Source organism: Vibrio sp. zbq_1, from assembly GCF_043102935.1.
Taxonomy (GTDB): domain Bacteria; phylum Pseudomonadota; class Gammaproteobacteria; order Enterobacterales; family Vibrionaceae; genus Vibrio; species Vibrio parahaemolyticus.
Window position 1 is genome coordinate 301,203 of record NZ_JBICJH010000004.1, and the last position, 21,739, is coordinate 322,941.

At 44.6% G+C, this 21,739-nt stretch carries 23 protein-coding genes and 1 riboswitch; of the genes, 4 read left to right on the forward strand and 19 right to left on the reverse strand.

Annotated features, from left to right (window positions below; all coding sequences use genetic code 11):
* Nucleotides 1-21 precede the first annotated feature (21 nt).
* The 6 genes from ACF8CV_RS01780 to ACF8CV_RS01805 all read right to left on the reverse strand — a co-directional run bounded on the left by ACF8CV_RS01780 (nt 22) and on the right by ACF8CV_RS01805 (nt 4,550).
* Nucleotides 22-378, reverse strand: coding sequence for a diacylglycerol kinase (locus ACF8CV_RS01780; RefSeq protein ID WP_005463392.1), 357 nt, complete (start codon nt 376-378; stop codon nt 22-24).
* A gap of 177 nt (nt 379-555) precedes the next feature.
* On the reverse strand, nt 556-945 hold the full coding sequence (locus ACF8CV_RS01785) for a hypothetical protein (RefSeq protein WP_005463395.1): 390 nt from the start codon (nt 943-945) through the stop codon (nt 556-558).
* Between the two features lie 172 nt (nt 946-1,117).
* The gene (locus ACF8CV_RS01790; protein ID WP_392415906.1) at nt 1,118-2,404 is read right to left on the reverse strand and encodes an ATP-binding protein; all 1,287 of its coding nucleotides are present in this window, start codon (nt 2,402-2,404) and stop codon (nt 1,118-1,120) included.
* Entirely contained in the window at nt 2,405-3,118 is a 714-nt protein-coding gene (locus tag ACF8CV_RS01795; protein WP_017447344.1) for a response regulator, read from the reverse strand.
* Nucleotides 3,119-3,294: 176 nt separating this feature from the next.
* Nucleotides 3,295-4,014, reverse strand: a complete 720-nt coding sequence (locus ACF8CV_RS01800; protein WP_005485124.1) for an SDR family oxidoreductase — start codon at nt 4,012-4,014, stop codon at nt 3,295-3,297.
* A 239-nt stretch (nt 4,015-4,253) separates the two neighbouring features.
* Nucleotides 4,254-4,550, reverse strand: a complete 297-nt coding sequence (locus ACF8CV_RS01805) for an isoamylase early set domain-containing protein (protein ID WP_005477072.1) — start codon at nt 4,548-4,550, stop codon at nt 4,254-4,256.
* Between the two features lie 182 nt (nt 4,551-4,732).
* Between ACF8CV_RS01805 and ACF8CV_RS01810 the strand changes: the two genes are divergently transcribed.
* Nucleotides 4,733-5,107, forward strand: coding sequence for a hypothetical protein (locus ACF8CV_RS01810; protein WP_015313451.1), 375 nt, complete (start codon nt 4,733-4,735; stop codon nt 5,105-5,107).
* Between the two features lie 83 nt (nt 5,108-5,190).
* Complete coding sequence (locus ACF8CV_RS01815; RefSeq protein WP_005477286.1) at nt 5,191-5,790, forward strand: thiol:disulfide interchange protein DsbA/DsbL; 600 nt, start codon at nt 5,191-5,193, stop codon at nt 5,788-5,790.
* A 52-nt stretch (nt 5,791-5,842) separates the two neighbouring features.
* Here the strand turns inward: ACF8CV_RS01815 and ACF8CV_RS01820 are convergent, their stop codons facing one another.
* From ACF8CV_RS01820 to ACF8CV_RS01855, 8 genes are all read right to left on the reverse strand, one after another.
* Nucleotides 5,843-6,088 carry a hypothetical protein gene (locus ACF8CV_RS01820; protein WP_005463406.1) on the reverse strand — a complete coding sequence of 82 codons (246 nt, stop codon included), beginning with the start codon at nt 6,086-6,088 and terminating at the stop codon, nt 5,843-5,845.
* Between the two features lie 153 nt (nt 6,089-6,241).
* Nucleotides 6,242-6,688: a DUF3429 domain-containing protein gene (locus ACF8CV_RS01825; protein ID WP_138937151.1), complete on the reverse strand. Its 447-nt coding sequence runs from the start codon at nt 6,686-6,688 to the stop codon at nt 6,242-6,244.
* Nucleotides 6,689-6,698: 10 nt separating this feature from the next.
* The gene (locus ACF8CV_RS01830; RefSeq protein ID WP_025552514.1) at nt 6,699-7,244 is read right to left on the reverse strand and encodes a glutathione peroxidase; all 546 of its coding nucleotides are present in this window, start codon (nt 7,242-7,244) and stop codon (nt 6,699-6,701) included.
* A gap of 105 nt (nt 7,245-7,349) precedes the next feature.
* Nucleotides 7,350-8,006, reverse strand: a complete 657-nt coding sequence (gene ribB / locus ACF8CV_RS01835) for a 3,4-dihydroxy-2-butanone-4-phosphate synthase (RefSeq protein WP_005477276.1) — start codon at nt 8,004-8,006, stop codon at nt 7,350-7,352.
* A 113-nt stretch (nt 8,007-8,119) separates the two neighbouring features.
* A riboswitch (FMN riboswitch) is annotated at nt 8,120-8,260 on the reverse strand.
* A 104-nt stretch (nt 8,261-8,364) separates the two neighbouring features.
* On the reverse strand, nt 8,365-8,982 hold the full coding sequence (locus ACF8CV_RS01840) for a hypothetical protein (RefSeq protein ID WP_015313450.1): 618 nt from the start codon (nt 8,980-8,982) through the stop codon (nt 8,365-8,367).
* A 117-nt stretch (nt 8,983-9,099) separates the two neighbouring features.
* The gene (locus ACF8CV_RS01845) at nt 9,100-10,953 is read right to left on the reverse strand and encodes an MFS transporter (RefSeq protein WP_138937150.1); all 1,854 of its coding nucleotides are present in this window, start codon (nt 10,951-10,953) and stop codon (nt 9,100-9,102) included.
* Between the two features lie 146 nt (nt 10,954-11,099).
* Complete coding sequence (locus tag ACF8CV_RS01850) at nt 11,100-11,858, reverse strand: helix-turn-helix transcriptional regulator (RefSeq protein WP_015313448.1); 759 nt, start codon at nt 11,856-11,858, stop codon at nt 11,100-11,102.
* Nucleotides 11,859-12,497 (reverse strand): HD domain-containing protein, encoded by a 639-nt coding sequence (locus tag ACF8CV_RS01855; protein ID WP_025626017.1) that lies wholly within the window; start codon nt 12,495-12,497, stop codon nt 11,859-11,861. It lies immediately after the preceding gene.
* A gap of 433 nt (nt 12,498-12,930) precedes the next feature.
* Here ACF8CV_RS01855 and ACF8CV_RS01860 point away from each other — a divergent pair, with 433 nt between their 5' ends.
* Nucleotides 12,931-13,113 carry a hypothetical protein gene (locus tag ACF8CV_RS01860; protein WP_005463425.1) on the forward strand — a complete coding sequence of 61 codons (183 nt, stop codon included), beginning with the start codon at nt 12,931-12,933 and terminating at the stop codon, nt 13,111-13,113.
* Between the two features lie 59 nt (nt 13,114-13,172).
* Here the strand turns inward: ACF8CV_RS01860 and ACF8CV_RS01865 are convergent, their stop codons facing one another.
* From ACF8CV_RS01865 to ACF8CV_RS01885, 5 genes are all read right to left on the reverse strand, one after another.
* Nucleotides 13,173-14,450, reverse strand: a complete 1,278-nt coding sequence (locus ACF8CV_RS01865) for a cytosine deaminase (protein ID WP_020838070.1) — start codon at nt 14,448-14,450, stop codon at nt 13,173-13,175.
* Between the two features lie 9 nt (nt 14,451-14,459).
* A complete protein-coding gene (gene codB, locus ACF8CV_RS01870) occupies nt 14,460-15,698 on the reverse strand; it encodes a cytosine permease (RefSeq protein ID WP_025554949.1) in 1,239 nt (412 codons plus the stop codon).
* An 806-nt stretch (nt 15,699-16,504) separates the two neighbouring features.
* Nucleotides 16,505-17,851, reverse strand: a complete 1,347-nt coding sequence (locus tag ACF8CV_RS01875; RefSeq protein ID WP_020838068.1) for a magnesium transporter — start codon at nt 17,849-17,851, stop codon at nt 16,505-16,507.
* A 186-nt stretch (nt 17,852-18,037) separates the two neighbouring features.
* Nucleotides 18,038-19,360, reverse strand: a complete 1,323-nt coding sequence (locus ACF8CV_RS01880; RefSeq protein WP_025627549.1) for an AarF/ABC1/UbiB kinase family protein — start codon at nt 19,358-19,360, stop codon at nt 18,038-18,040.
* Between the two features lie 159 nt (nt 19,361-19,519).
* Nucleotides 19,520-20,191, reverse strand: a complete 672-nt coding sequence (locus ACF8CV_RS01885; RefSeq protein WP_025627551.1) for a pyridoxamine 5'-phosphate oxidase family protein — start codon at nt 20,189-20,191, stop codon at nt 19,520-19,522.
* A 110-nt stretch (nt 20,192-20,301) separates the two neighbouring features.
* On the opposite strand from ACF8CV_RS01885, the gene ACF8CV_RS01890 reads away from it, so the two are divergent.
* Nucleotides 20,302-21,738 carry a PLP-dependent aminotransferase family protein gene (locus ACF8CV_RS01890; RefSeq protein WP_031381390.1) on the forward strand — a complete coding sequence of 479 codons (1,437 nt, stop codon included), beginning with the start codon at nt 20,302-20,304 and terminating at the stop codon, nt 21,736-21,738.
* Nucleotide 21,739: the final 1 nt, after the last annotated feature.

Sequence of the window (21,739 nt, forward strand, 5' to 3'; positions counted from 1 at the left end):
AAGTTACTTTCTTGAATAAAACTAAAGCAAGAACGACGCCCAAACAAATAGGGCAAGAAATAGCGCAACAAATACTGCTGCAGAGCCAATGTCTTTGGCTCGACCACTGAGTTCATGCCAGTCATCGCTGACACGGTCGACAACCGCTTCTACGGCGGAATTAATAAGTTCGACGATTAAAATCAGCAATAGGCTGCTGATCATCAATACACGTTCAAGCGTGGTAACTGGCAGAAAAAATGCGCTGATAGAAAGAACCAAAGTCAGTACGAGTTCTTGTCTGAAAGCGGCTTCATGAGTCCACGCGGCTTTTAGTCCTTTAATTGAGTAACCGGTCGCATCCATGACTCGGCGAATTCCTGTTTTACCTGGCTTCAAAATTGGGCCTTAATTCTTATTATTGGTTGATTGATGTGTGTTAGTACCGAAATGCACCAAATTGCGATCTGAGACTAATCGGTTAGACGTGAAACATTTGTGAATATGGGTGCAAGCAAAAAACGTCACGTTTGGTTTGATGAGTAAGTACTTTGGTTGTGTGGTTTAGACTAATGCTTAATCAAGGTCGTAAACGGTGTAACCTTTATTTTGTAGGCATTTGCGTAGCACGAGAGCTTGTGTTTTGGTGGAATCATTCGCGCCACCTAAAGCGCCTGCACCAGCACCGACTGCGCTACCAGCTACTGCGCCAACAGCTGCACCGCCAATACCATCTTCAAGAGCACCTGCCGCGGCACCGATTAATGCGCCAGTCATTGCACCATTGGTTGCATCAGATTTAGCGGCTTCTGTTTTGTCGACTTTCTCTGCGTAACCTTGGCAGTAGGCAAAATCTTGTTCATATTGCGCTTGGTCAACATTCGTCATGTCTACAACAGGCTTTTGGTTGTATGCACATGCTGCAAGTGAGGAAGAAAGGACAACGAGTAAAAGTGGTTTATACATGGGGTGAATCCATTATCTCTGTGAATTGATGGATTAAATGTACACTGTTTTATTACTTGTCTCTGTCTATGGATTGTATCGAAATGTCGTCTTATGTAATAAAAGCGGATGAGGAAGAAGATAGCGCAGAAACTAAGCGAACTGCGCTTTAACTTTTATCGTTGTTCGCCCGTTATTTAGGCAGAGATACGGTGAAGCAGGCGCCACCAAGAGGACTGTGTGAAATAGAAACATCGCCGCGTTGCAATTCCATAATTTGTCTTACGATGGCAAGTCCTAAACCAAAGCCGCTGGTGCTTTTATTACGAGATTTGTCGGCGCTGTAAAATGCCTCAAACAGGTGAGGCCAGTCTTTTTCATCAATACCGTTTCCATCGTCATGAATACTTATCATGCAGTGTTCTTCATCTTCGGTCATTTCTAACATGATTTGGCTATCGGCATAACGCATGGCATTGCGAAGTAGGTTGTCTAACGCGCGCTTGAGCAGTTTGGGGTCGGTCTTAATTTGGGCTTCTTTGCAATCCGTATCTTTAACGGTGATTGGCAATGGCGTCTCTTGCTGCCATTTGTCTTTTAGGTCAGAAAGCAGGGAGTTAAGCTCAAGACTTTCGGTCCGAAGCTCTGTTTCTGGGCGCTCCATTTTTGCGTAGTAAAGGAGTTCTTCGACCATTTCTTCCATCTCATCAATGTCTTCAACGATGCTATTTACGTACTTTGTCTGTTGTTCATTTAGAGAGGAGTCGGCGAGTAAATCAGCCTGCCATTGCAAGCGAAAAATTGGTGTGCGTAGCTCGTGAGCAACCGCATTGGTGAGCATTTTATTGCTGGTAATGAGTCGAGAGACTTTATCGGCCATGTTATTGAAGCTTTTGTTCAATGTGCCAACCGATTTGGCGCTGGCCGTGCTTGCGCGTGCTTTGAAATTACCAGACGCAAATTCGACGGTGACTCTTTCTAGTTCACGAATTCTGCGGCTTAAAAACCAGATCAGCAAAACACAGTAAAGCGCGAAACCAGCGATGAAGAATATCCACACCATGTTGTCGTCGAAATTGACGGCTTGAATGATGGGACTATTCGGGTTATCGCTAATTTTGAAAAAGGGAGTGCTCTCGTCGAAGCGAAACCAAAAATCCCGCTCATCATCAAAGGCGATGTTAGCGTTAGGATCTTCATCGAACACTTCCTTCACCTCGGGTGGGAGCTCATCCATAGTGTGAGGTTGCAACAATCGATGGCTTGCCGTGGCAAACTTTTCTAGCTCGCTTTTGGTGTATTCAAGCCCTTTTTCTTCATAGATAGGGGAGAGTAAATCGTAGAAAGCTTGCGAACTGTGTTCTTGAAGTAGGTAGTCATAATCAGTATTGAGCTCATACACGATGAGCTCATAACCTTTCAGACTGGCGAGAAAAAGAATGATCAGACCTAAAAAGCTCTCTAGATATACCCTTCTCATTTATGCGTTCCATGCATCCGGCATTAGTAGGTAGCCTTTGCCGCGTACCGTAATGATTTTTTGAGGTGAGCAAGACGCGTCACCCAATTTCTTTCTAAGCGTTACGATGCGGTTGTCAATGGTTCTATCTGTACCGTCGTACTCAATCCCGCGTAACGTTTTGGTGAGCCATTCACGCGACAAGGTTTTCTCGGCATGAGTGGCGAGTACCCACAGCAAGTCAAACTCACCGTCGGTTAATGCGACAGGCTGTTGGTTCATAGTACAAGATTTACGTAGTCGGTTTAAACACAACACGCCAATTTGTAAGCCGTTTTCTGGCGCTGGAGCGGTGCTTTCTTTCCTGCGCAATAACATACGGATACGAGCAAGTAACACGCGCGGTTTAATAGGTTTCGTGACAAAGTCATCGGCGCCAATTTCAAGCGCAGCGACGTGATCAAAATCGTCATCGCTTGCGGTAAGCATCAGAACTTTGCCTTTGTAACATTCGCGGATTTGACGACAAACGCTCAAACCGTCTTGGCCCGGCAGCATCAAATCTAACAAAACCAAATCGGGTTGAGTGTCTAAAATGGCGTTCGGCGCGTCGGTGCCGTTATCAATACAGCGGACGTCGAAGCCTTGTTCTACAAAGTACTCACCGAGCATATCTTGTAGTTTTGGATCGTCTTCGACAATGATAAGGGATGGCTTGATTTCTTGTTCGTTCATGTAAGTGATGTGTGCTGTATTTGATATCACTGAAAGTTAAACAAATTTGCGAGTTATTTCAAATAAAGCTTGTAAAGAATAAGGTTATCCGATGAGTTAATAATATAAAAAAAGCAAACGTTTTGATATAGAACAAATCGTTTGCTTAGTATATGGGAAATTAAGTTGTCACCAGATTATGGTTGCTGCTTGGTCGGCGCGAGCGCAATTTCTCGGATACAGACATTTTGTGGTTGTTGGTAAGCGAACATTACTGCACGCGCGACATCGTCTGCGGCGAGTACACCACCCATATCCACTTTCCAAGCATCGTATCCATCTTTAATGTCTTGTGAAGTGGTGTGAGAAAGCAGTTCCGTCTCTACTGCGCCCGGTGCAATAGTCGTAACACGCACATTTGATGCGGCCACTTCTTCGCGCACATTTTCTGAAATTGCATGAACTGCGAACTTAGTCCCACAATATGCAGCGTGGTCAGGGAACGTCTTTTTACCTGCAATAGAGCTGATGTTAATTATTGTGCCACTATTGCGCGCTTTCATTGATGCAAGTACGGAGTGCATACCATTAAGCAAACCAAGCACGTTAACGTCGAACATACGCTTCCATTCAGCGGCGTCCTGCGTGTCGATCTGACCAAGCAACATTACACCCGCATTGTTGACTAGCACGTCAGCTGGACCAAATTGAGCTTCTGCTTTTTCAATCGCTGTTATCAAACTCGCTTGGTCAGTGACATCGACTTTTTCACATAAGGTGTTTGGTAAATTTAGTGCCTCTAAACGTTCTACGCGACGAGCCACAAGAAGGAGAGGGTGGCCTTCTTCACTAAAACGACGTGCGATAGCTTCACCAATACCTGAACTTGCACCAGTAATAACAACCAGTTTTTTCATTTGTTACTTCCTCAGTTTTCGTTGAAAGCAGCGGTCTGCTGCGATGAACTCATACTAAGGAAATAACTTTTGTTGATATATATCACTTTAGGTAAAACACTGTTGTTCATTAGCAACAATAATTGCTGCTTGAGTTTGTCTTATTGGTAGGAAAAAGGCGCAACTCGTGCGCCTTAAGTGAGAAGAGTGCGCTGTTACTACGGTGAAATCCGTACTAATCAACCCATCAAAGTTACCACTTATTCAACGGTGCAAACAACGCTGTTGTCGCTACCAAAGCCATTTGGAACGTAAGCATCTGCTTGAGGATCGTTCTCCCATTCAACTTCATCGAGGAGATAACGAAATTGGATGTGTTGCTCTTTGGGTAGACGTGTTTTGAACTTAAATTGGCCGCTTTTTTTCACCAGTTTCATTGGCTCTGGTTGCCAGTCATTAAAATCTCCAGCGATTTTAATGGATTCCCATTGGTTTTTATCGAGTTCAAAAGTGACTTCAACTTCATCTTTAGTTTTGAAAAATCTCTTTTTAAGCATGAATCTTTCCTTGTTAGTACAAAAACTGCTCTAACTATTACTCGTGTTTCATAAGTATTTCAAGCGTTATCGGATTCATGCTGGTATAGCTCGTGAAATAACCGTGAACTGTTCGTGCTTCAAACTTGTATGAATATGATCTTTCTGTATGATGAAAATCAGTGTGTTGTGAAGAAATTGATATGTTGAAGTTGAATCGTACATTGATGACTACTCTGGTTTGTTTGGTGGCTATGCTGCTAACCAGTGTTTCATCGAGCGTTCAAGCATCGACAGCATCAATAGAAGCACAAAGCTTTCCCATGCAGCAAACTGCACTTCAAGAAAAACTCGGCGTAAATACAGATTGTGTTGAGCCGCACCACAAAGAACACATGATGGAAAAAGGGCAAAAGTCGCACACCAGTTGTAGCTCTTCTTGCATTGTGAAAATTCCCACGACTTTGTCGCAAAATGGCTTGATGCTACTGCCTTATAGCTTGGCGCTTATTGATAAGCTTCCTACTGAAAAAGCCGTGGTTGTGATTTATAAACCTTACCGACCTCCGATTGTTTGATTTCTTCTTTATTTATCTCCAGCACTAGCTGGCTCTTAGCTATATTTAAAAACGGCACTGTTGTGCCCGAAGGAAAACAAACAATGAAGAAATTACTTGCACTATGCAGCACACTTTTACTGGCTTTCAGCGCTCACGCTGCTCAATTTGAAGAAGGTAAACACTACAAAGTGTTAGACGTTGAGAAAGCGACTAAACCAACCGTTACAGAGTTTTTTTCGTTTTACTGCCCACACTGTTATAAGTTTGAATCTGTGATTGAAAACTTAAAACCGGCTTTGCCAAAAGAAGCACGCTTTGAAAAAGTGCACGTGGCGTTTATGGGCGCAGACATGGCAGTGCCAATGGCAAAATCTTACGCAGCCATGGTATCGCTAGGTGTTGAAGATAAAATGGTGCCTGCGATGTTCGCGCAAATTCATCAAAAGCGCCAAGCACCGAAAAACGAAGACGAGTTAAAGAAAGTCTTCACGGACAACGGTGTCGATGGCAACAAATTTGACGCGGCGTACAATAGCTTTGCGGTTAGTTCGATGCAAAAGCGTTTCGATAAGCAGTTCAAAGAGAGCACTCTGACCGGCGTTCCTGGCGTCGTTGTGAATAACAAGTACATCGTTATTCCTAATGAAGTCCGTAGCTATGCCGAGTACAGCGAATTGGTGAACTATCTGCTAACGCTATAAATTAAAAGAAATGAAAAATGGCGGCCAAGTGGTCGCCATTTTTTTGAATTCGTTATCTCAGTACGGTTGTACAAGCTTGAGTTGGTACGCTAGTCATGAATATCGCGTGCGGATAAAACAAGCTAGCAACGGTGATAGCGACATTGCACGGTTGTGCGATGGTGTTTTTCACCACATTGGTGAGAACAATGCCCGTGTTGTTTACTGTTTGAGTGGCAGCTTGTTGCGCTTGGTAAGAAACGCAGCCAGAAGTCGCATTGATAATTGCAGTGCTAAACAGTAGTTTGCGGAAAAACATATTCATATCCTTTGTGAATGTTTGCGGACATATATATTTAGGTTTGCGCTGCTTTAAAACAAAACGGTGTTCAAAATGTATGTGTATTCACGAAATGAACAATGTTTTATATGGGTTGATTGGTTTTGTGATCTGAGTACTGGACAGACCAGATTATGCAATCAAAACCAATCCATGCATCAAAATGACGCCGCAGGTGAGCTTATTCCTCATGCCTTGATAGCCTTTGGGATCAACTTCCAGTTCGACATTCCGTATCAGCTTTTCTGCATACCAAACGGCCGCGTATTCGATTGCGAGCAATAATATTGCCGCGATGTAATGTGTATTCCCTTGTAACAAGGCACCCCACGCAAGCAAAACAAACAAATTACTGAGAACTAGGATATTACGGCTCAAGCGGTGGTAGTAATGGTCGATACCATTTCCCCAGAGCACTCCCGATAGAAAACTCAAGATAACGGCGCTGTAGGCAATAAAAAATTGTTGGCCGCTTAGGTTAAATAAGGTGGTGTCAGACACGATAAGCAGCAAGCTGAACAGAAAAGGCACTAAGCCCAAGTACCCAAGGCGTAACATGGTTAAACGTGTCGTGACCATAACTGCACTCCTACAGTTGTTGCTCAATCATATTAGTAAGCGTAGTACTCGTCGGAGAGGTTGAGCTTGGAAATGTGGCGATGACTTTGCCTTCTTTACTGATGAGAAACTTGTAAAAGTTCCACTTCGGAGTCACACCGGCTTGAGTGCTGATTTCAGAAAAGACAGGGTTGGCATCGTTGCCCAATACAGAGCTTCGAGCCATCATAGGGAACGTCACGCCGTAGTCGAGATAGCAGATCTTTGCGGTATTTTCTTCGCTTCCTTTGTCTTGTCGAAAATCGTTACTGGGAAAACCGATGACTGCGAAGTTTTTATCTTTGTAAGTTTGGTATAGCGTTTCTAGTTGCTCATATTGAGGTGTAAAACCGCATTGGCTGGCAGTGTTTACGACGAGCAATGTTTTCCCTTTGAATACTTCACAAAGCTCAATTTCTTCTGTTGAATTTAACATGCGCTGTTTGCCTTGCAGAATGTCGGGGCACTCAGACGCAAGAGCAAACGAACTCATGGAGATAAAGCCAAGGTACGCGGCGAGTTTCAGTAATCCTTTCATGATATCGTTCCTTTTGTTTTGAAGTAAGTATAACTACTCAAACGTAAAGGGAATCGATCAAAAAAAGCCGCACAAATGCGCGGCTTTTTAATGTGCTTTGAATTTTTATGCCAGCTTCAAATCGAACTGATTACGATACGCGACCATGTCTTCGATAGTCAGCACTGGCATGTTGTGCAGGTGACCAAATGCAACGATCTCCGGTGCTTTTGCCATCGTACCATCTGGATTGGTCACTTCACACAGTACGCCAGCAGGTTGAAGCCCTGCCATTTGCATCAGATCAATCGTACCTTCCGTATGACCACGGCGAGTCATTACACCACCTGGACGTGCGCGCAGAGGGAATACGTGACCCGGGCGAGCAAGATCTTCAGGTTTCGCATGCGGGTTTGCCGCCGTTTTAATGGTCGTCACGCGATCTGCTGCTGAAACCCCCGTTGTTACGCCAACTTTCGCTTCAATAGAAACCGTAAATGCAGTTTGGTTCGCGCTGTTGTTGTTTACCACCATTGGAGGCAGTTCCAGTTTGTCTGCTTGAGCGTCTGTTAAACATAAACAAACGATGCCGCTACATTCGCGGATCATCAACGCCATTTGCTCGTTGGTGAGGTGCTCGACTGAATAAATGATATCGCCTTCGTTTTCGCGATCTTCATCATCAAGAAGAAGTACGCCACGGCCTTCTTTTAGAGCGATAAGTGCGTTTTCAACGCGAGTAATTGGGTCGCCGAATTCGGCAAGTAGTGATGACTGATTCATGGTTAACTCCTAAATATCACCAGAATCAGGGCGGTATGAGAGATCGTCGTAAAATACGATCAAAAAGAAGCGCACCAGCATTCAACGCGATCTTACTCGCAATACTGGTGTATTCTTATTCTCTTTCATCCGGACTATAACCGTCGGCTCTGGCATCTCACCAGATCTGCTGACCTCGACGAATCGAGCGCTCGCGGGCTCACTTGAAAAAGTATACCGCCGGTGGGGAATTTCGCCCCGCCCTGAGAACAATTAAAAATGTGCCACTTCATTCAAGTTGTGAAGAAGTGGAGCTAGGATAGTACTGCGAACTGAATAGCTTGGAAAGTCGATTCCATCTGTATGATGGAAAAGTGTGCTATCGACGGAAATAATCTGTGCGAATAAAGTGATCAATCTGCTGCGGCACGAAGGTGTTGTAAATCAGACTCGTATGCGTTTGCTTCACTTCGATATGATCTTGCATACCGTCCAGTCTTGTCTCTTCTACGGTAACCGTACCGTCCGACATGGTGTTGTCATTACGGATCAACAATGGGCGGGCACCAATCGGTACCGTTCCTGCGATACTGCCGAGTTTTTGCGGAAAAGCCCACGCATCATCATGTTTGTTTAATCCGTGGTGTGGCGAATTGCCTAAAATTGCACCTAACCCGAGATCTTGAATCCGACCTACTATGGACGCGCCTTTAAGAGGTGAACCGATAGCGACAACATGAGAGATTAAACTGGTGGTTGGCTTTCTGTTGGCGAGATAGCGCTTAATCATCAAGCCTCCCAAGCTGTGCCCCACGAGCACGTTTGCGGTCAGTGGATTAAGCGAATGGTCAATAGAATCAAACAGTGAAGACTCATCGATAGCAACAGTGTTATAGCTGAGCACTTGCGTTTCGTATCCGAGCTTTCGCAGCTTTTGGCTAAGAGGCTGCATGACCAGCCCATGCATATAAAGACCATGTAAGATGATGATTTTCATAATACCTCCTAGATTTATGACGTCGTAGATATCCTACTCTAATTAACAAAGAACTACTTGTGCTTTGTGGTGCATATTTACGTTTTGCTGCAAAGTTTGATCGGTATAGCAAGCGTATCAGCCCAGTAAATCCTGTACTTGTTGTTGCAATTGATGACGATTTAAAGGAGCTGGGCTTAACACTTCACCGATTACAACATCCACTTTTGACCAAAAACGAGTCGGTCGTTTTGTGAGAGCATGTCCGCCTTTGTGGCTGAAAAAAGAACCCCAAAGCCCTTTTAACGCCATAGGGATGACAGGAACAGGGTTACGTTCAAGGATTTTTTCCACTCCAGGGCGAAACTCACCCAATTCACCGTTAGACGTTAAACGACCCTCAGGGAAGATACAGACAACCTCACCGTCGTTAAGCGCTTGTTCAATCTGTTCAAATGCTCGTCGGTAAGTATCGGCACACTTACGTGGAGAACAGATCGGGATAACACCGGCATGACGGAAAACATATTTAAGAACAGGCAACTCGCTGATGGATTTGTCCATCACAAAACGAACCGGGCGAGTAGAGGTTCCCATCAAAATCAACGCATCGACATAGCTAACATGGTTAGCCACAATTAACGCAGCACCTTGTTCAGGAATATGTTGGCGCCCCTTTACAGACACACGATACATACAATGGCTGAGTAAATAACTGATAAAGCGTTGTGTAAATTCCGGTACTTGACGATAGACATAGATTGCCACGAAGAAGTTACCTATTGCCATCATGGCAAACAGTTCCACAATAGAAAGCTCTAGTACGCTGAGTACAACGATCGAAACCAAAGCAGACACCACCATAAACAACGCATTCATGATGTTGTTAGCAGCAATGGCACGTGCACATTCACCTTTGTTTGAACGAGATTGGATGAACGCATAAAGAGGAACAATAAAGACACCGCCGCTTACACCAACAAGGAACAGGTCAATCATGACGCGCAGATGTTTGGATTCAGCAACGAAGTTTTGCACATCATAAAAGTGCACCGGAAGTGATGGATAACTTGGGACTGCCCATAGCAAGTCGACGCCAAAGACTGTCAGACCAAGGATACCGAATGGCAAAATACCAAGCTCAACGTGGTTGAAAGAGAGCTTTTCACACAACCAAGAGCCTGTAGCGATACCAATGGAAAACAATGCCAACAGTAAAGAAACGACAGTGCTGTCTGCAAACAAATGTTCACGCGCAAAGTTAGGGAATTGAGTCAGGTAAGTCGCACCCATGAACCAAAACCAACTGATGGCTAGAATAGACATCCAAATGCCTCTCTGTTTTTTTGCCATTTTTAACGTGTTTTTTAAACCAGAAATCGGTTCAAACTTCGCTTTGTCAGTCGATTGGCTAGGCATCGTTGGAATGTTCACACTGCTCATAAACCCGAGCAAAGACAAGGCAATCACGACGCAAGAAGCAATCAAGGTGCCATTAGGAATAGCTAACAGCAGGCCTGCGCTAAGCGTACCTATAAGAATCGAAAGGAACGTGCCCATTTCAACCCAAGCATTTCCTTTAACAAGCTCATTTGGTTTGAGCGCTTGTGGTAGCAAGGCGTATTTCACGGGACCAAAATAGGCCGATTGAGTGCCTGTCATAAACAGCAGAACCAGCATCAGCATGGCACTTTGGGTGGCAATAGCGGTTGCTGCGCAAGACATGATAGCCAGCTCGATGAGCTTTAGACGTCGTATTAATTTGGCTTTGTCCATGCTGTCAGCGACGGCACCAGCATGCGCAGAGAATAGAAAGAAAGGTAGGATGAATAAGCCTGCCGCCAAATTAACAAATAGATTAACGGATATTGGTAAGTTATCAATTTGGCTGTATGTCACCATCAATAACAGAACGTTTTTGTAGATGTTGTCATTGAGTGCGCCAAGACACTGCGTCACAAAGTAAGGAAAAAAGCGTTTTGAGAAAAACATGCTGGCTCCGATTAAACAAAGTCGAATGAGATGGGAGCACTTTATGCTCAATGGACGATTAAACCAGCTTTCTCTGTCAAGTGACGTTGCATGCCACCAAAAGTAACTAAATGCGTTACTTTCATTTCCATTTGTTTATTGAGTTACTAATTTCGAGACTTCTGTGTAGGTTTTCTTTCCCATGGTTCAAACAGAGGGAACGTCCAGCGACGCATCGCAATAATCAGAGAGGTGCCGTGCTTTTCGTCCATATCGAGAGAGCTATCACTTTGGCAAGCCTGATAAAACTCATCGATGACCTTTTGCAGTTTCTGTTGCAGCTTCTTGTTGGTTGGTACGCTCATCAATCCTGTTGCCATGGACAACTGTTCATCTTCACCAGAAAAGTAGCTTTGGAAAAAGGCGTCTTGAACTTGCTGTTGGAAGAACCGTTGAATAGGGCCGCCCATCTGCCACTTAAATGTCGGAGATATACGCAAACGAATTTTGTTATTTGGCTGTAAGTCGATGATGTTCAGGCGATCCAAATGAGCAAGCTTTTGTACCAGTTCCAACTCATTGAAGGTATATTGCTGAACGATTTGTTCAAACTGATAGCCATTTACAACACAGATCGCCACGAGTAGCAGGGCTTTATCGTCAACCAACTGCTTTTCTTGCTCTAACGTTAGCGACTCTAGACCTTTATTGTGCGCAGCCGCGAGCTTAAACAGTTCCGCCATTTCTAAACCAATCAGTTGGCAAATTCGTTCTAAGCGCTCAAGGCTAATGTGTTGACCTTCCGCAAGTAAACGTTTGACGCTTCCTTCACTTAAATCAAGGTGTTGTGCAACATCGACATAATGCAGCCCGGCTAACTTTAGCTGGCGCTTAAGCTCTTTAATTAGCGTATAGCTTTCAGACATTTACGCGGTTACCTCATCGTATAACTGTTTTAGGTACGTTTGCATAAAGGCTTTCCGTTTATTGGCTTCAAGTTTTGCAGACTCCGTGTTCATGGTGTCGACAATTTTAAACAACTTGGTTTGGAAATGATCTACGGTGAATTGTTTGTCGTTGAGTTCGCGCTCTTTAGCAAACATGTCGTTATCGTTGTAAAGCTGAGCGTTAAACTGAGTGCTGACTTGAATGCATCGCGTAACGCCAATTGCGCCTAAAGCGTCCAGACGATCAGCATCTTGGACGATTTGTGCTTCCAACGTGTTTGGCCTGATTTTGGCGCTAAAGCTGTGCGCCTCTATCGCATGAGCGATGGCATCATGGTAGTGCTGAGGGTATTGAATACTCTCTAAATACGCGATGGCTTTTTTGGCTGCAATTGCAGAGCTTTGCTTGCGATTTGGATGATCTTTCGGGTAGGTGAAACAGTCATGCAAATAGGCTGCAGGTAACACAATTGCTATGTCTGCATTTTCTTCGTCGCAGAGCTGTTTCGCTGTTTTGACCACGCGTTTTACGTGTTCAATATCATGGGCCGCATCAACTTGCATCTCTTGCTGCATAAATTCCAAAAACAGCGGCTCAAACTGGCTTAATGACGTCATGGTTAATATCTACAACTAAAATGAAGCCAGAAGTATGCCCAACGCTAAGAATAATTTCCAAGTGCGATGGTGTAATTGAGAATTAGCCACCAGATTGTTGAATACCTGAGTGATGTCAAGAAGTGGGATTAAGAGCGCTGTCACTGATTCCATTTGAAAGGTTAATACGCAGTGAAATGACTGAACTTTTCGAAGGTTTCTCTCCAGACAAGACTATTTCAAACAGACATTTTTATCAGTGTTTCTATGAGTCATTAATTTTATAAATGTGACTCAGTAGCACAGAAAACTTGGGTCTATAGATTGCATTTTTGAGTGATCTCAATTCCATTTTTATAGTTGTTTAGTGTGGTTTTTGTGATCTTGATCATGATATTTTTGCTTTCAGAGCGATAGGATTCCGCGCAAATGGTGAGTTAACTGAGTCGATGATATGCAGGATTTATATGAGCTAGAGCGTAAACTGGTCGAAAATGGCGCAGATATGAAAGGCTTAAAAGTGGTACCCGCGGTCGTTGATGAAGAAGGGCATGTTGTTTATCTGGGTAATAGTCCATCCATGATCAGAAACATCATTAGTTGTCGAAGACAATTAACGCAACGTACTAAAAAATAGTAAAAGGGTCTGACTAAATAGTCAGGCCCTTTTCGTTTCGGTCGGTCTTTTTAAGAACTTTAGCGCTTGAACGTCACTTGTTCTGATTGTTCAAGATGAATACGAGTTGTCGCAGGTTGTGTTTCTGCAATGACTTTTCCGTGACGAACCGAGTAACGAACAGGTACTTGGCGACGTACTGCATCAAAGCCATTTTCAGCAGGAAGAATCAGTAGGCTACCTGGTTTGCCTTCTTCAATTCCGTACTTGTCTTGAATGTTCAATGTACGCGCTGAGTTGGTGCTGATGAGATCTAGCGAGTGATTAATTTGTTCGTAACCCATGACCTGACATACATGCAGGCCCATGTGCAGCACTTGCAGCATGTTTGCTGTACCAAGTGGATACCATGGGTCGAATACGTCATCGTGTCCAAAGCAAACGTTGATGTTTGCATTTAGCATCTCTTTCACTCGTGTTACGCCGCGACGTTTTGGGTAATCATCAAAGCGGCCTTGTAAGTGAATGTTCACCAATGGGTTTGCCACGAAGTTGATACCGGACATGCGTAATAAACGGAACAGGCGAGATGCATACGCACCGTTGTAGGAACCCATTGCCGTTGTGTGGCTTGCCGTGACTTTATTCCCCATATCAAACTTGTGCGCTAATGCTGCCAGTGTTTCAACGAAGCGAGATTGCTCGTCATCGATTTCATCACAATGTACGTCGATCAGACGGTCATATTTTTGCGCTAATTCGAACACGTAGTGCAGCGATTCAATGCCATATTCGCGTGTGAATTCAAAGTGTGGAATCGCGCCAATCACGTCCGCCCCCAATTTGACGGCTTCTTCTAGCAGCTCTTTGCCATTTGGGTAAGAGAGAATACCTTCCTGCGGGAAGGCGACGATTTGGATGTCTACCCATTCTTTCATCTCTTCACGTACTTCTAGCATCGCTTTGAGAGCTATAAGTGTTGGATCAGAAACATCGACGTGAGTACGAACGTGTTGTACGCCGTTTGCTATCTGCCATTTTAAGGTTTGTTTTGCGCGCGCTTTCACGTCTTCAATCGACAGCATTTCTTTGCGCTCAGCCCAACGTTCAATACCCTCAAACAATGTGCCAGAGATGTTCCAGCTTGGCTCGCCAGCGGTTTGCGTTGTATCTAGGTGAATGTGTGGCTCGCAGAAAGGCGCAACCGCCATGCCGCCTTCAGCATCGATGGTGTCACCGTTGTGATTAAGCTCCACATCGTTGCTTTCAATGCGCTTGAATTGACCATCTTCAATCAAAATTTGCTGCAGACCTTCTTGTCCTTTTAGCGTTACGTTTTTGATCAGTAGTGTTGTCATGATGGTTCCTTACGCTGGCTGTGTAGCCAGTGCTTTTTTGTTGAGAATAGGATTAAGAATTAGGAAGCTAATTGCGCCGCCAAGTACAGCGTTAATCGGTACTACGCCAGGAAGGAAGTGTCCCGCACCAACGCCAATCGCTACAGCGATAATGCCAGCCCAGTTTACGCTTTGGAACTGGGCGGTTTCAAAGTTTGCGTAGCGTTTACGGTTTGTGAAGAAGTCAGCGATGATCACGCCGCCAATCGGTGGAATTGCCAACGATAAGAAGGTCAGCCAGCCAACAAAGTTATTGTAGAGCCAGAGAGCGCAAAGTGTGCCAACAAGACCGTTCGCCATCGAGATGTATTTACTTGGTAAGCCTGTGATGTTGGAAAATCCAAGACCTGATGCGTAGAGCGCGTTGTCGTTGGTCGTCCAAATGTTTAACCCAAGTACGATGATGGCAGGAATCAATAAACCTTGCGCAATCATCACTTCAGAGATGTCTGATTGACCAGTCACCGACGCACCTGCCGCGCCAAAGATAAACATTAACGAGTTACCGATGAAAAATGCCACCATGGTGATCATCACGGCGCTGCGCGGCTTTTTGCCAAAGCGTACGAAATCTGCCGTTAATGTGCCTGCACTAACAAAAGAGCCTACAACCATCGCGAGAGCCATTGAAAAGTCGAGTGGTTCGGTTGGTTGAACTTGTTGTAGTTCGCTAATACCGCCAACGCTATTTACTGCTTCTACGACAGAGTAACCGCCAAGTAGCGCAATGGCAGGAACGGCGATTGCTGACAGCACCATCAGTGCTGAGATTCCAAAGTAAACGGTCGCGGTCATGAGCAAACCGGAGACAAGGATCAAAGTATTGGTATCGATGCCCGTTGCTTTATGCACCGGAATCGCAAACATCGCGACACCAACTCCAAACCACCCAACTTGAGTTCCGCCAAGAAGAGCAGAAGGAAGCCAAGAGCCTTTAGAACCAAAAGAGAAACGAGCAAGAAGGTGGGTAGAGAGACCAGTAGAAGCGCCGATGTAACCGAGGAAAGAAGTGTAAATACCGAGGATTAGGTTACCGATGAGAACAGCGAGGAAAAAATCATTAAAGGAGAGCCCAGTACCGAGAGAACCACCTGTCCACATACTTGCGGAGAAAAAAGTGAGTCCTAACATCACCATGGTTAGTGACGCCACGCCTTTTCTGGCCGTGTTGGGAACTGGTCCAAGACTGTAGTTATTGTCTCCAGCCATTATTACCTCCGCAAAGTAAAAGATTAAATTATAGCACCTGATTTTCAGGTAAACGGCGCGTATTATCGTGATGTAAATTCGATAGTCAATGATAAAATTGAAATTTAAACGTTTACTTGGGTTTGTTTGTATTTTTTATTGTTAAATAACAATAGGTTGAATGAGTTATTCTAAAAATGAAAAATGTATTTTTACGTGTGTTTTTATGATTTCTTGACGAGTTTTCTGTGTGAAATGAATATTTTTTACTACTATTTGTGCTTATGGATAAAATTTATCTATAACTCTAGATTGTTCAGTCGATTTCTATGAAAAGAAAACGATTTCATGATGAGTGTTTTGGTTTGGGCGTTATTTGTTCTTTTTTTGGTGTGTTTTCTTGGTTTTATTTATGTTAGGTAGTTTGTTTTTGTTGAAGTCGGTATTTCTGATGGTTTATTGAAGGAATTTTTGAATTTTATAAACAGTAAACAGTCGGTTGAGGGCAAGATAAGTACAATAGAGATCGGTCGGAGGATAAAGGAGAGCAGTAGCCGCATAAAAAAATAGCCAACCGCAAAGAGTGCGATTGGCTTATATACATGTGAACAAAATCAAGTTCACTAACAACGTCAGTTGGCTAGGTGACCCTCGGCTTAAGAAGGGTCAATTTATATAATGCAGTTACTGTGCCAACTTTTATATGCCCGAAAATCGTGGTTTCTGTGACATATGTTGCTTAAACTTTGACTGTTTTTGCAATTTGCAAGTGCGTTATGCAATTTGTCTCTATTATGCTAATGATTGATTAATAAACAGTGGACTTTTTAGAGCATGACTAAACTCGCCGTTCCCAAAAAGGCGAAAAAACCAACCACATCTGTCACTGTCGTTAGAATAACCGAGCCTGCTAAGGCTGGATCCAATTTGAACTTATCCAGAATAATGGGTATCAACACGCCAAACAAAGCAGCGGTAATAATGTTGACGATAATGGCCAGTGCGATGGTTCCGCCTAAAACTGGCGATTGGAACCACAATCCGGCTAACCCGCCGATAATCAGTGCCCAAGCAATGCCGTTCAGAGAGCCAATACCCAGTTCATTTTTCAATAGCTTGAAACGGTTACCTGGAGTGATCTGATTAAGCGCCATCGCACGAACCATCAGAGTGAGCGTTTGGCTGCCCGCGATGCCACCCATCGATGCAACGATTGGCATGAGCACGGCCAAAGCCACCACTTGAGCAATCACATCTTCAAACAGTCCGATAGTGACAGAGGCTAAAATTGCAGTCAGCAAATTGATGCCCAACCACACGCCACGTTTTTGTGAGCTTTTTAGTACTGGCGCAAATAAGTCATCGCCTTCATCCATACCAGTACCGGCCATTAAGCGCGCTTCGTAGATTTCTCGTTGAGTACTTAATGCAAATTGCCAATCGACCTCACCAATGAGAGTTTGGTCAGCATCTGTTACGGGGAGCGCGGGTAGGGCGCTGTGCTCTAACGCCTCTACCGCTTCTGGCAGTGTCATTTTGCTGTCCAACACGGTAACGGTTTCAATCTCAAGTGTTTTCAAACGCACGCCTGAATCACTTCTTAAGATCTCGTAATAGTTTACTGCGCCACGGAACTGTTTGTTTCGGTTAATCAGGTACACTTGCTGCGGCGTATCGTAGCTGTAGCGTTCCATCAACTGCTTTGCGGTTCCAACCGTTATATTGAACGGCAGCGTAATGATTTTACGCTCCGCCCAGCGACCTAGCTCATCGTCTTCATATTCATTCGCTTGGTCGTACAGTTCAAGCTCGTCTTTTTCAATTAAAGCGAGCGCTTCATTGATGATGGCCTCTGGTAACGAGTCTGCCCATTCGATCAACGATAAGTTGTCGAGTTTAGCGAGGGTGAGTTTCAGTTCGACTTCAGATAACGCATTGATGATAGAGAAACGTACATCGGCACGCATCTCTGTCAAAACGTCGATATGAAGTTCTAACGGCAATGCTCTCCATAACCGAACACGGTCTTCGATAGGGAAAGCTTCGAGGATAAGCGCAACCGCGCCGGGTTCGAGACCCGCTTCGATAGATTCATTGAGCGTTGCGACTTGATCCGATTCTTCGGCTTGGCCAATTTGTTGGATTAGAGTGGAGAGATCTTGAAACTTGCTCACCGAGCCCCCGATAGTTAATTCGTTTTCATGGATAAAGTTGTGGCGTCATACGTGACACATCAGCCAGCTAACTTTGGTTATTGACCTTATGTTCATTAACCATAGTCAATAAATCTCAATAAAGTGGGCTGTTGATAACGCAGAATAACTGCTCAAGGTACTTGAAAGTGACAGAAAAACAATAGGCTATCCACTATTGATCTTGAGATATGGTTGTACTAATCGACGAATGTTTACTTTTGCACCGATTCGAGCGGCGAGCAAATACATGCCACCAATTTTTCGGTGCAAGAATATGGCATCGGCTGGTGGGGTATGCCAATAATCTTGCTCCATACTAAGAATTGTTCCAGCTTCTCGCAGTTTTTGCGCCAGTCCGCTGGCTTTAAAGTCATAAGCTTCATCAATTAGCATGGGTTCGCATGCCATTTTGACCAAATCTAAAATCGCCGTTCTCTGCTCTGGTTTGATGCTTTGAGCGAAAAAGCCTATTTGCTCTAAAGCATCGTTTAGCCCTTGTTCGTCATCGTTCACAACAGATGAAAAGGCTTGGCGATAACCGGAACTAAAACGTTCACTGTATTCGCGAGTTGCGCCAAAATCTAACAGCCCGATTTGTTTACTTTGTTCAAGATAGAGATAGTTTGCGAAGTTTGGATCGGTTTGCACCATTTTGAATTCGAACAGTTCTTTAAACAGCAGTACCAACAAATTGTGCATTACAAAGTCGCGAGTTTCTTGGTCGTAGTTTGCGATTTTCTCTATGGGCGTCCCTTGAATGAACGCCATAGCCAGAACGGATTGGGATGAAATTTCCGGGTAGATTTTTGGTACCACAAAATGCGGATGGTCTTGTAGAGCCTCGTGATATTTACAGGCAAACTGAGCCTCTCGCTCATAATTGGCTTCGTCGTGCAGCTGTTTTTTCGCCTCTTCCAACAGTCCTTTATAGTCAACTGACTCAGGGATAAGGCCAACAATTTTCAAAAGCGTACCGACATTATCGACGTCGCTGTCGATGCTCTTTCTGATACCGGGATATTGCACTTTGACTGCCAAATTATCGCCAGCATCGCTGTAGGCTTGGTGAACTTGCCCTATGGATGCACTCGCAATAGGTTTGAAGTTGAAAGCAAGAAACGCGGATTTCCACTGTTCACCAAGTGCATTTACCATCACGCTGTTGAGCTGCTTTGATGGCATTGGATCGGCGTTTGAACGCAATCTGGCTAAAATCTCGGCCAACTCGGGTTCAAGAATATCTCCGGCATCCATCGACAGCATTTGACCAAGTTTCATGGCTGCGCCGCGTAAGTGCGCCAGTTGATCGGTCAGTCGTGCAATATTTTGAGGGGTGAGCAAAAGGTCTTTTGCTTTCGGTCGGTTGCCTTTGGCGATTTGCTTGGTGCCTTCAGCAATAACATTGCCCGCAACTCTTGTTGCGAGCGAGGCAAATTTGCTGAATCTAGAAATACGGTGTGTTGGTAGGTTTCTTTCCTTTCCCGACATAACTCTCTCCTATTGCTCATGGTTTGTTATACGGGAAATTGAAGCCTTTGGATACAAAGTTACGAGCACCGCTGGCAGGACCAGCGGTGATTTAGGAGATTGGATGAAAGTTGCTATTGAGAGCGTTAGCAAAAGTGAGAGGGTTAGCAACAGGAGCTCTTAGCTGAGTTTCTCCGAAGCGCACCAGCGGTTAGGATAGGCGCTGCTGTAATCGGGTTCTTCGATGCCTTCATACAAATCCGAACATGGTTCAAGAGGCCCCACGACGGTTCGATATGGCAGTACCCCCGCCCAAACCGGAATATCCATATCTTGCGCGTCGTCGTTGACACCAAAACGACTGATTTTTACCGATGCTTCCTCTAAAGAAATACGCAGAAGCATGGTGGCGCTGAGCTCTTTCTCGTTACTCAAACGGACATGCTCTGTTCTTCCCGGCGCGATTTGTTCGAGAAAGTGATTCAGTAAACGATCTTTTTCCTGATTGTCTTCAACAGTTTCAAACTGACCAAACACAACCGCACTGCGATAATGCGCGCTGTGGTGAAATGCGGAACGCGCCAATACCCAACCATCAAACAAGGTGAAGGTGAGACATGTCGGTTGGCCTTGTTTGAGGGAGCGTAACAGTCGGCTGTTATTTGCGCCGTGGATGTATACAAAATCATCGACGCGCCAAGCTAACATAGGGATAACCACTGGCCCTGACTCGTTGGTGATTGCAATATGGGCAATTAGGCTTTCATCAATAATCATGTGCAGCTTTTCAACTTCAGTCACCGCTTTATGAGCGCCTTTTTTGATTTCTGTTCTTTTTGTATTCGATAGCATGGTGGTCTCCCTAACCAACTCACAGTAATGAGAAATAGTCATTTTCTTCCTAAGCGTGTCGTTGCAATGTAACGTTTAACTGGTAGCTTAGAGAGAGCCACTTTTAAACTATGGATGGATCCAATTTGTCGTTAATCGATGTGGGTGATTTGTGCGTAAAAACAGGCCGCGGTACGCGCCAGCAGTCTGTATTTTTTGCAATAAGGGATAAGATTGTTCGAGGGCTTTGGCCCAAGAACGGCAAGCTACCGTCGACTCGTAAACTGGCACAAGAGTTGAACCTTAGCCGCAACACGGTTATTTCTGCCTACGAACAGTTAGTTGCTGAAGGGTACTTGGTCAGCCAGCGTGGTTCAGGCTTTTTTGTTGCTGTTGAGTTGCCAGAACAATACTTGCCTGAAAAGTTGCCAACTCAAGCTGCCAACCTTCCGCCAGCGGCGTTGGATGTGAATGCCAGTTTCGCGCCTGGTGTACCCGATTTATCGCTTTTTCCAACCGCTTTATGGCAAAAATATCTCAATCGTCATTTATCCCGTACGTGTCTGCTAGGCAATCAAGACATTCAAGGTTTCTGGGAGCTTCGATGCGCTTTGTCGGATTACTTAGCGTCGAGCCGTTCAGTGAACTGCACGCCTAGTCGAATCATCATCACGTCAGGCGCGCAGCAAGCGTTGTGTATCGCCACCATGGCAACATTAACGTCAGGAAGTAGAGTGCTAATGGAACAGCCAGGTTATGCGCAGATGCGCAAGTTGATCCTGTTTCAGCAATATCAATTTGAACCGTTATTCGTAAGACAAAAAGTGGGTTTTGATATTGATTCCGTCACGCAAAGTACTGCAGATGCACTCTATATCACGCCAAGTAACCAATATCCGATGGGGACGACTTTAAACACTGAGCAGCGAGCACAAATCATTGAGTGGGCATCGAACCAAGAGGCTTGGATTCTTGAAGATGACTACGACAGTGAATTCCAATTTGCACATCGTCCATACACCAGTTTGCAAGGGTTAGCCGCACAAATGGGCCGAGACGAGCGAGTGTTATACATCGGCTCTTTTAGTAAAGTCATGTTTAATGGTTTGAGGCTTGGCTATCTCGTTGTGCCTGAATCGCTGGTAGATAAATGTTTGATGGTGAAAGACGCACTTAGTGGTGACACACCAAGTCATATTCAAGCCGCGATGGCGGACTTTATCTCAGAAGGAAGCTTGCTGCGACATATTCGTAAAATGAGGCGAGTGTACAAGTCGAAGCACGAACAAGTCTGTTTCTCTATTCAGCATTATTTTGGTGACAAAGTTCGAGTTGTTAGCCAAGCGGCGGGGTTGCACGTTACGTTGAGCTGGCAACAAGGGATTGATGAAAACACGTGGACGCAACGAGCCAAAAAGGCGGGCATCGTGATGCGCCCAGTCAGTTTTTATGAGCATCCCGATTTTAAAGCACGAGATTGGCAGGGTGTCGTGATCGGATATGGGAATGTTCGTCTTGATAACATTGACCCGTTGATTAAACGCCTCTTTGAGCTATTTGACGTCTGAA